This is a genomic window from Rathayibacter rhapontici, assembly GCF_001995175.1.
Lineage (GTDB): Bacteria > Actinomycetota > Actinomycetes > Actinomycetales > Microbacteriaceae > Rathayibacter.
The window spans coordinates 37,176-45,720 of the sequence record NZ_MUKN01000032.1 but is presented as its reverse complement, the minus strand read 5'-3'; the positions used below and the strand labels follow the sequence as shown (position 1 = coordinate 45,720).

The window sequence follows — 8,545 nt, the reverse complement described above, 5'->3', positions numbered from 1 at the left end:
CGCGCTGCGCCGGGAGGGGGGGCAGCGCAAACGGGCGGGGCCCGCCGCGGCTGCGCCCTCAGGGGGTCGGGAGCGCTTGCAGGATCAGGCGGTGCCGAGGGCGGCGACGAGGGAGTGGCCGGCGAGGGGGAGGGCCGCCCGGAGGACTGGGCCGGCGGTGCGGCGGAGGAGGGCGCCGATCGCGGTGAGAGCGGTGTTCCAGGCGAGCGAGGCGGTGGCGGCCGAGAGGGCGAATGCAGCGGTCGTGGGCGCCGAAGTGGTCACGAGGGCTGGGTGCCCGGTGATCGTGGCGAGGAAGTAGAGCAGGGTCGCCGGGTTGACGGCGGTCAGGCTGGCGAAGAGGGCGAAACGGTGGGGTCCGAGGGGCGCGGCGGCGACCCGGGGAGAGCGTCGCAGGTGCCGGTGGAGGCCACGGGCACCGAGGGTGATCAGGAGGAGGCCGCCGGCGATCGAGGGCCAGGGGCTCAAGACGATCAGGGTGGGGGCGAGCGCCGCGCCGACGGTGAGCGCCGCGACGCAGTAGGCGAGATCGACGCTGGCGACGGCCGCGGCGGCGGGGAGGGCGGCACGGACGCCTCGCTCAGCGCCCTCCGTCACGAGGAGCACGCCGATCGCGCCGAGAGGCACGGCCAGGCCGAGTCCGACGAGCGCGCCGGTCAGGGCGGCGGTGAGGAGGTCCATGGGGAGAGCATCGGGGCCCCTCGCGCCCGCGGTCGCCGATCGTCCCGCTGCACGGCACACTGGGCGGCATGGACGCCCTCGACGAGACGATCATCGGCGCGCTGCAGACGAATGCGCGGGCGTCGTTCGCCTCGATCGGCCGCGAGGTCGGGCTGAGCACGAACGCCGTCGCCGCTCGCGTGCGCCGACTCGAGGTGGCGGGGGTGATCCTCGGCTACCGCGTTCTGCTCTCGGCCGACGCGCCGGACCCCGGGACGGGGCTGGAGGCGTTCATCGACGTCCGGCTCGCGGCCGACGCGGACTCGGAGGCCTTCCTCGCGTGGACGGCGACCGTGGCGGCGATCCACGACGCCGTCCACGTGACGGGTCCCTTCGACTACCTGCTCCGGGTCCGATTCGCCGACACCGCCGCTCTCGACCGGCTCCTCCGCCGCCTGAAGAGCGAGGCCGGCGCCGCTCAGACCGCGACCCGCCTCGCGCTCGGACGCTGACGGCGGCGCCGTCCGGGAGGAGCGCGCCCGGCTAAAGTGGCACGGTGACTGAGATCGAGATCGGGCGCGCCAAGCGCGCTCGCCGCGCGTACGCCTTCGACGACATCGCGGTCGTGCCCAGCCGCCGCACCCGCGATCCCGAGGTGGTCTCGGTCGACTGGACGATCGACGCGTACCGGTTCCGGACGCCGATCCTGGCGGCTCCGATGGACTCCGTGGTGTCGCCGGCGACGGCGATCACACTCGGACGCCTCGGCGCGCTCGGAGTGCTCGACCTCGAGGGCCTGTGGACGCGCTACGAGGACCCGGAGCCGCTGCTCGCCGAGATCCGCGAGCTCCCCGCCGAGCGGGCGACCGAGCGCATGCAGGAGATCTACTCCGAGCCGATCAAGCCCGAGCTCGTGACCGCGCGCCTGGCAGAGATCCGTGCGGCGGGCGTGACCGTCGCCGGAGCGCTCTCGCCGCAGCGCACGGCCGAGCTGTACCAGACGGTCGTCGATGCGGGCGTCGACCTCTTCGTCATCCGCGGCACCACCGTCTCGGCCGAGCACGTCTCGCGCGGCACCGAGCCGCTGAACCTGAAGAAGTTCATCTACGAGCTCGATGTCCCCGTCATCGTCGGCGGAGCCTCGACCTACACCGCGGCGCTGCACCTCATGCGCACGGGGGCCGCCGGCGTGCTCGTCGGCTTCGGCGGGGGAGCGGCGTCGACGACCCGCGCGACCCTCGGCATCCAGGCGCCCATGGCCACCGCGGTGGCCGACGTCGCCGGCGCTCGCCGCGACTACCTCGACGAGTCGGGCGGACGCTACGTGCACGTGATCGCGGACGGCGGCCTCGGCACCTCCGGCGACATCGTGAAGGCCGTCGCGGTCGGCGCCGACGCCGTCATGCTCGGCTCCGCGCTCGCCCGCGCGACCGACGCCCCCGGCGGCGGCTGGCACTGGGGCCAGGAGGCGCACCACGCGCAGCTCCCGCGCGGCCGCCGCGTGCAGGTCGGCACGGTCGGCACCCTCGAGCAGGTCCTCTACGGTCCCGCGACCGGTGCGGACGGCACCGCCAACCTCATCGGCGCGCTCCGCCGCTCCATGGCGACCACCGGCTACTCCGACCTCAAGGAGTTCCAGCGCGTCGAGGTCGTCGTCGCCCCCTACCAGCCCAGCTGACCCGTCCGGCAGGTGCCTCCTCAGTCGAGACGTCCACGCAGCGTCGAGACGTCCTGCAGCAACGGGCTGTCTCGACGCTTCGAGGACGTCTCGTCCGGGCCAACTCCGGCCCGGGCGAGGAGAGTGATCAGGGGGCGTTCGGTGTAGGCCTCGCGCCAGCCCCAGCGGACGAAGCCCTTCACCAGGAGGCGGAGTCGGTCCTCGCGGCGCTTCTCGTCGAGCAGGGCCTGCTCGGGGGTGCGCCCGCGCAGGAAGCGCGGATCGGTGTTCTTGTGCGCGCCGTCGGCCTCCCCGATGACGTCCGTGCCCTCGAGGGAGAAGTCGACCTCTCCGGCGAGACCGTCCCCGTCGTGGAACGCTCGCTGCAGTACGGGTGCAGGCAGCCCCGCCCTCTGAAGAGCGACGCGGCTGATCGACTCCAGCGGAGTCTCGGCGAGAGGGTCGGCGAAGGCCACCGCCCGGGCGGCTGCCGCGCGGCCGCGCGCGCGAGGGGGGAGGTCGGTCACACGCCCCTCGAGCTCAGATCGCTCGAGGAGGATCGCGCCGTCGCGGTCGCGCATGCGCAGCGCGTGATCCGCGGCAGTGACCGCGCGTCGGAAGGAGGAGTACCGGCACAGATCGAGGACGGTCCGGGCGAGTCCTGAGACCGCGAAGCCCTCGAGGACGACAGGCTCCGGATCCTCCACGCTCCCGTGCTCGGCGATGCCGTTGCGTCGCCGACTTCCCACGGAGGGCGATGCTGCGACATGGACCGTCTCGCCCAGCGGCTCGACCAGCGGCAGCCCCCAGATCGCCGCGGCGGACTCCCGGAGGAAGAACGGAGCCGTCCACGTCGCCGCCACAGCGTCGATGCGCGCTCGGTATCGGCGGTCGACGGACGCGGCGGTCCACTCCTGCGCGCGGACGTGGACGCCTCTCCTGAGGCGGACGAACTCGTTCGACCGCGCGCACGCGTCGCCTCCGTACAACTCCATCCTGCTCATCCGGCGACCCTGCCATCCCAGCGCGTGGCCGGACGTCCCGTCCTGCCGCTCTGTGGAGACCGTCCGCACCCCCTGTGGAGAGCGAGACGTCCTGTTCCCGTCGAGGCGTCCAGTTGTACGTGGACGTCTCGACGACACCAGGACGTCTCGACGTTCCCCCGGGGGCGAACGGAGGGAGGGAGCGGAGCGGGCGCGCCTAAACTGGAGGCATCCCGAGTCAGGAGCGCCGCAGGGCGCGGATGGAGCACGCATGGTCGAGGTCCGCAGGGTCAAGCTGCCCGGTGTCGGAGTGCTGCACACGTTCCTCACCGCCGACGGCGGCAAGGTCGGCGTCATCGCGCACCGCTCCGGCCACAGCGACCTCATCACTTTCGCCGAGGGCGACCAGGACGGCGCGAAGGTCTCCCTGCGCCTGAGCGACGACGAGGCGCACACCCTCGCCGAGCTGCTCGGCGGCACGCAGATCACCGAATCGCTCACCGCGCTGGATCAGATCCCCGGCCTCTCGATCGACTGGTTCACCGTCGACTACGACGACCACATCGCCGGGCAGCAGCTCGGCAAGCCCGCCGACCGCGGCATCGTCGGCCTGACGGTCGTCGCGGTCGTGCGCGGGGACGCCGCGAACCCGGCGCCCGCGCCCGACTTCCGCGTCTTCCCGGGCGACACCCTGGTGGTCGCCGGCAGCCCCGAGAAGGTCGCCAAGGCGTTCGCCTTCTTCCGCACGGGAGCGTTCCACAAGACGGCCGACGCGCCCGGAGCCTGAGGATGCACCACGGTGAAGACCTCATCGTCCTCGGGATCCTGTTCGTCGTCGCCTACGTGCTCGGCCGTCTCGGCCGGACGATCGGCCTCCCGGCGATCCCCATCTACATGGTCGTGGGGCTGCTCGCGAGCCCGAACTTCCACTGGTTCCCCCTCGACTTCGAGTCCACCTACATCGAGCTGACGGCCGTCTTCGGACTGATCCTGCTGCTGTTCAACCTGGGGCTGGAGTTCGATCAGGACGAGTTCTTCGGCAACGCGGGCCGCCTGATCCTGTCGGGCGGCACCTACATCGGCGTGAACATGGCCGTCGGTCTCGGCTTCGGCTTCCTGCTCGGCTGGGGCAGCCAGGAGGCGCTCATCGTCGCCGGCATCACGGCGACGAGCTCGAGCGCGATCGTGACCAAGCTCCTGATCGAGCTCAAGCGCCTCGCCAACCCCGAGACTCCGATGATCCTCGGAGTGACGGTGGTCGAGGACATCTTCATCGCGATCTACCTGGCCATCGTGTCGGTCGTGCTCTCGGGCGAGACCGAGCCGTGGCCCGTGATCCTGAAGCTGCTCATCGCGTTCGCGTTCCTGGTGGTGATGTTCTCGATCGCCCGGTGGGGCGGGCGGGTGGTGTCCCGCCTGTTCCGCACGCGCGACGACGAGCTCTTCACGATCCTGTTCTTCGGTCTGGCGCTGCTGTTCGGCGGCATCGGCGAGATCCTCGGAGTGACGGACGCGATCGGCGCGTTCCTCATCGGCCTCGTGATCGGCGCCACCCGCTACCGCGCTCGGGTCGAGCACATCGCCATCCCGCTCCGCGACGTGTTCGGGGCCTTCTTCTTCGTCAACTTCGGTCTGGGCCTGGATCCGAGCGCGTTCCCCGAGGTGGTCGTCCCGGTCCTCGCGGCGGCCGTCATGACCATCGTCCTGAACCTCGGCGCCGGTCAGTTCGTGGCCTGGCTCAACAAGCTCGGGCCGCGGGCGGGACTGAACGCGGCGTTCATCCTGCACAACCGCGGCGAGTTCGCGCTGATCCTGGCGACCCTGTCGCTGTCGGCGGGGCTCGACGACCGGATCCAGCCGTTCGCCGGTCTGTACGTGCTGATCATGGCGATCGTCGGCCCCATCCTCGCGTCGCGGTCCGAGAGCATCGGGCAGTTCCTGTCGGAGCGGCGGCACCGGCCGACCCGGGCCTCGGCGAAGCGGGGTGCGCTCGAGGAGGAGGAGTTCGCGCTCGTCGAGGCCGCGATGGCCGACGCTCCGGAGGCGACCCGGACCGGGCCGACGCGGACCGATCCCGCGCGGACCGACTCCGCGCTCGCCGAGCCCGTCGACGCCCCGATCCGCCGGGAGCGCGAGCACGACGAGCTCGACGGCGAGTTCCCGGATCCGATGCGCCAGGCGCTGATCGACCAGGCGATGCAGCAGTCGGACGGCGCGGAGGACCGGCGCCCGCGCAGGCCCGTCGAGCCCGACTACTGATCCCGGGGACCTCTCACGCTCACGGGCTAGGCTCGTCGGGTCCACCGGCGGCCCCGGTGGGCCCCCGTGATCCCGCACGAACGAGGAGCGCATGACGCAGAGCACCGTCTGGCAGGTCGCCCGGCGCCCGCGCTGGATCGGCGCGCTGGTGCTCGCACTCGTGATCGCCGGTCTCTTCGCCGCCCTCGGCCAGTGGCAGGTCGGCCGCGCGATCGACGCCGCCGAGCCCGACGGGGGCGTCTCCGAGACGATCGTCCCGCTCGACACCGTGGCTGCTCCGTCCGCCCCGATCACCGCGACGGCCGACGGCCAGCGGGTCGAGGCCGAGTCGGCGCTCGTCCCCGGCGGCGCCGAGGTGATCGGCGGGCGCCTCAACGCCGGCGAGCCCGGCTGGTGGGTCTTCGCCCGGACCCGCACGAGCACCGCCGACCTCGTCGTCGCCTACGGCTGGACCGCGACGAGGGCGAGGCGCGCGCGGTCGCCGAGCGCCTGAACTCCGGCGACGAGGTCCCTCCGGCCTCGTACACGGGCCGGCTGGTCGCGAACGAGGCGGCCGAGGCCCCGGAGGAGGGCGCGGATCCGCTGACCCTCACCGCGCTCTCGATCCCCGCGCTCATCAACCGCTGGCCCGACCCTCCGGCCGACGTCTACCAGGGCTACATCGTCGCGGACGAGCCGCTCGCCGGGCTCGAGGCGATCGACTCGCCCGCCCGTCAGCAGGATCTCTCGCTGAACTGGCTGAACGTCTTCTACGCGATCGAGTGGGTGGTCTTCGCCGGTTTCGCGCTCTACCTCTGGTACCGCCTCGTCCGCGACGCGTGGGAGCGCGAGGTCGAGGAGGCGCTCGAGGCGGAGCAGCAGGGCCGCGCCCCCGCCCCCTCCGCCGCACCGTAAACTGGACCCCATGCCCCTCGAGCCCAAGCCCGCGCAGTTCCCTGCGATCCGGAGCGCTCTGCGCTTCTACCGGGTGACCTCGATCATCACGGGCGTGATGCTCCTGCTGCTGTGCGCCGAGATGCTGCTGAAGTACGTCTTCCACCTCGAGCTCTTCGCCTTCGGGCAGCAGGGCGTGCTGAACCTCGCGCCGATGTACGAGGTGCCGGGCGGCGAGTTCGAGTCCAGCGGCACCGGCGCGAACCTCTCGACCGGCATCCTGATCGCCCACGGCTGGTTCTACGTCGTGTACCTCTTCGCCGACTTCCGCCTGTGGAGCCTGATGCGCTGGCCCTTCAGCCGCTTCGTGCTCATCGCGCTCGGCGGCGTGATCCCGACGCTCTCCTTCTTCGTCGAGGGGCGCATCGCGCGCGAGGTCGAGCAGTACCTCGCGCGCCGCACCGCCGGCACCGATCCGAAAGCCCCGACCGACTCCGTGGAGGCCCCTCATTAGCGAGCAGTCCAGCGCCCACTCGACCCCGCAGCTGGCCTCCCAGCCGGTGCTCGTCGTCGACTTCGGCGCGCAGTACGCGCAGCTGATCGCGCGCCGCGTCCGCGAGGCGAACGTCTACTCCGAGATCGTGCCCTCGAACGTCACCGCGGCCGAGATCGCCGCGAAGTCGCCCGTCGGCATCATCCTCTCGGGCGGCCCCTCCAGCGTGTACGAGGAGGGCGCCCCGCAGCTCGACCCCGCGATCTTCGACCTCGGCGTGCCCGTCCTGGGCATCTGCTACGGCTTCCAGGTGATGGCCAAGGCGCTCGGCGGCGAGGTCGCGAACACCGGCCTCCGCGAGTACGGAGCGACCGACGCCGCGATCTCGACCGACGGTGGCGTGCTGCTCGGCGAGCAGCCGGCCGACCAGACCGTGTGGATGAGCCACGGCGACTCGGTCGCGAAGGCGCCGGAGGGGTTCGACGTCCTCGCGTCGACCACCTCGACCCCCGTCGCCGCGTTCGGGAGCGACGCGCGCCGCCTCTACGGCGTGCAGTGGCACCCCGAGGTGAAGCACTCCACCCACGGGCAGGCGGTCATCGAGAACTTCCTGCACCGCGCCGCCGGCATCCCGAACGACTGGAACTCCTCGAACGTGATCGAGGACCAGGTCGCCCTGATCCGCGCGCAGGTCGGCTCCGGCCGCGTCATCTGCGGCCTCTCCGGAGGAGTGGACTCGGCCGTCGCCGCGGCGATCGTGCACCGCGCCGTCGGCGACCAGCTGACCTGCGTCTTCGTCGACCACGGACTCCTCCGCAAGGACGAGCGCCGCCAGGTCGAGGAGGACTACGTCGCCGCGACGGGCGTCCGCCTGGTGACCGTCGACGTCCGCGAGCAGTTCCTCGACGCACTGGCCGGCGTCAGCGACCCGGAGCAGAAGCGCAAGATCATCGGGCGCGAGTTCATCCGCACCTTCGAGGCGGCCGCCGAGGCGCTCGTCCTGGAGGCGCAGGGCGAGGGCGCCTCGATCGACTTCCTCGTGCAGGGCACCCTCTACCCCGATGTGGTCGAGTCGGGCGGCGGCACCGGCACCGCGAACATCAAGTCGCACCACAACGTCGGCGGGCTGCCGGAGGACCTGCAGTTCACGCTGGTCGAGCCGCTGCGCACCCTCTTCAAGGACGAGGTCCGCGCCATCGGCCGCGAGCTCGGCCTGCCCGAGGTCATCGTCGGCCGCCAGCCGTTCCCCGGCCCCGGCCTCGGCATCCGCATCGTCGGCGAGGTCACCCAGGAGCGGCTCGACCTGCTCCAGGAGGCCGACGCCATCGTCCGCGCCGAGCTGACCGCCGCCGGCCTCGACTCCGAGATCTGGCAGTGCCCGGTCGTGCTCCTCGCCGACGTCCGCTCCGTCGGCGTCCAGGGCGACGGCCGCACCTACGGCCACCCGATCGTCCTGCGGCCGGTCTCCTCCGAGGACGCGATGACCGCCGACTGGACGCGCCTGCCCTACGACCTGCTGGCGCGGATCTCGAACCGCATCACCAACGAGGTCGCAGGAGTCAACCGCGTCGTGCTCGACGTCACGTCGAAGCCCCCGGGCACGATCGAATGGGAGTGACG

10 protein-coding genes are annotated in these 8,545 nt (G+C 72.1%); 8 read left to right on the top strand and 2 right to left on the bottom strand.

Annotated elements, in window-relative coordinates; all coding sequences use genetic code 11:
- Positions 1–84: 84 nt before the first annotated feature.
- Positions 85–681 carry a LysE family transporter gene (locus B0T42_RS11640; protein WP_077223291.1) on the bottom strand — a complete coding sequence of 199 codons (597 nt, stop codon included), beginning with the start codon at positions 679–681 and terminating at the stop codon, positions 85–87.
- Positions 682–749: 68 nt separating this feature from the next.
- On the opposite strand from B0T42_RS11640, the gene B0T42_RS11635 reads away from it, so the two are divergent.
- Both B0T42_RS11635 and B0T42_RS11630 read left to right on the top strand, forming a co-directional pair.
- Complete coding sequence (locus B0T42_RS11635) at positions 750–1,172, top strand: Lrp/AsnC family transcriptional regulator (protein WP_077223290.1); 423 nt, start codon at positions 750–752, stop codon at positions 1,170–1,172.
- A 44-nt stretch (positions 1,173–1,216) separates the two neighbouring features.
- Positions 1,217–2,338, top strand: coding sequence for a GuaB3 family IMP dehydrogenase-related protein (locus tag B0T42_RS11630; RefSeq protein ID WP_077223289.1), 1,122 nt, complete (start codon positions 1,217–1,219; stop codon positions 2,336–2,338).
- 20 nt (positions 2,339–2,358) lie between these two features.
- Here the strand turns inward: B0T42_RS11630 and B0T42_RS11625 are convergent, their stop codons facing one another.
- Positions 2,359–3,312 (bottom strand): hypothetical protein, encoded by a 954-nt coding sequence (locus tag B0T42_RS11625; protein WP_139344493.1) that lies wholly within the window; start codon positions 3,310–3,312, stop codon positions 2,359–2,361.
- A gap of 259 nt (positions 3,313–3,571) precedes the next feature.
- Here B0T42_RS11625 and B0T42_RS11620 point away from each other — a divergent pair, with 259 nt between their 5' ends.
- The 6 genes from B0T42_RS11620 to guaA all read left to right on the top strand — a co-directional run bounded on the left by B0T42_RS11620 (position 3,572) and on the right by guaA (position 8,543).
- Positions 3,572–4,087 (top strand): cation:proton antiporter regulatory subunit, encoded by a 516-nt coding sequence (locus B0T42_RS11620; RefSeq protein ID WP_055787452.1) that lies wholly within the window; start codon positions 3,572–3,574, stop codon positions 4,085–4,087.
- 2 nt (positions 4,088–4,089) lie between these two features.
- Positions 4,090–5,559, top strand: a complete 1,470-nt coding sequence (locus B0T42_RS11615) for a cation:proton antiporter (RefSeq protein WP_077223287.1) — start codon at positions 4,090–4,092, stop codon at positions 5,557–5,559.
- Positions 5,560–5,650: 91 nt separating this feature from the next.
- On the top strand, positions 5,651–6,052 hold the full coding sequence (locus tag B0T42_RS11610; protein ID WP_077223286.1) for an SURF1 family cytochrome oxidase biogenesis protein: 402 nt from the start codon (positions 5,651–5,653) through the stop codon (positions 6,050–6,052).
- Positions 5,953–6,453: a hypothetical protein gene (locus B0T42_RS11605; RefSeq protein WP_077223285.1), complete on the top strand. Its 501-nt coding sequence runs from the start codon at positions 5,953–5,955 to the stop codon at positions 6,451–6,453. Before B0T42_RS11610 ends, B0T42_RS11605 begins: the two co-directional genes overlap by 100 nt.
- Before the next feature lie 10 nt (positions 6,454–6,463).
- Positions 6,464–6,946, top strand: coding sequence for a DUF3817 domain-containing protein (locus tag B0T42_RS11600; protein ID WP_077223284.1), 483 nt, complete (start codon positions 6,464–6,466; stop codon positions 6,944–6,946).
- 31 nt (positions 6,947–6,977) lie between these two features.
- Positions 6,978–8,543, top strand: a complete 1,566-nt coding sequence (guaA, locus tag B0T42_RS11595) for a glutamine-hydrolyzing GMP synthase (protein WP_094742748.1) — start codon at positions 6,978–6,980, stop codon at positions 8,541–8,543.
- The last annotated feature ends 2 nt before the right edge of the window (positions 8,544–8,545 follow it).

Bases quoted from the DNA above. Each gene is read 5' to 3' on its own strand.
- B0T42_RS11635 (WP_077223290.1), top strand. From the start codon at position 750: ATGGACGCCCTCGACGAGACGATCATCGGCGCGCTGCAGACGAATGCG.
- B0T42_RS11620 (WP_055787452.1), top strand. From the start codon at position 3,572: ATGGTCGAGGTCCGCAGGGTCAAGCTGCCCGGTGTCGGAGTGCTGCAC.
- B0T42_RS11625 (WP_139344493.1), bottom strand. From the start codon at position 3,312: ATGGAGTTGTACGGAGGCGACGCGTGCGCGCGGTCGAACGAGTTCGTC.
- B0T42_RS11640 (WP_077223291.1), bottom strand. From the start codon at position 681: ATGGACCTCCTCACCGCCGCCCTGACCGGCGCGCTCGTCGGACTCGGC.
- B0T42_RS11600 (WP_077223284.1), top strand. From the start codon at position 6,464: ATGCCCCTCGAGCCCAAGCCCGCGCAGTTCCCTGCGATCCGGAGCGCT.
- B0T42_RS11610 (WP_077223286.1), top strand. From the start codon at position 5,651: ATGACGCAGAGCACCGTCTGGCAGGTCGCCCGGCGCCCGCGCTGGATC.
- B0T42_RS11615 (WP_077223287.1), top strand. From the start codon at position 4,090: ATGCACCACGGTGAAGACCTCATCGTCCTCGGGATCCTGTTCGTCGTC.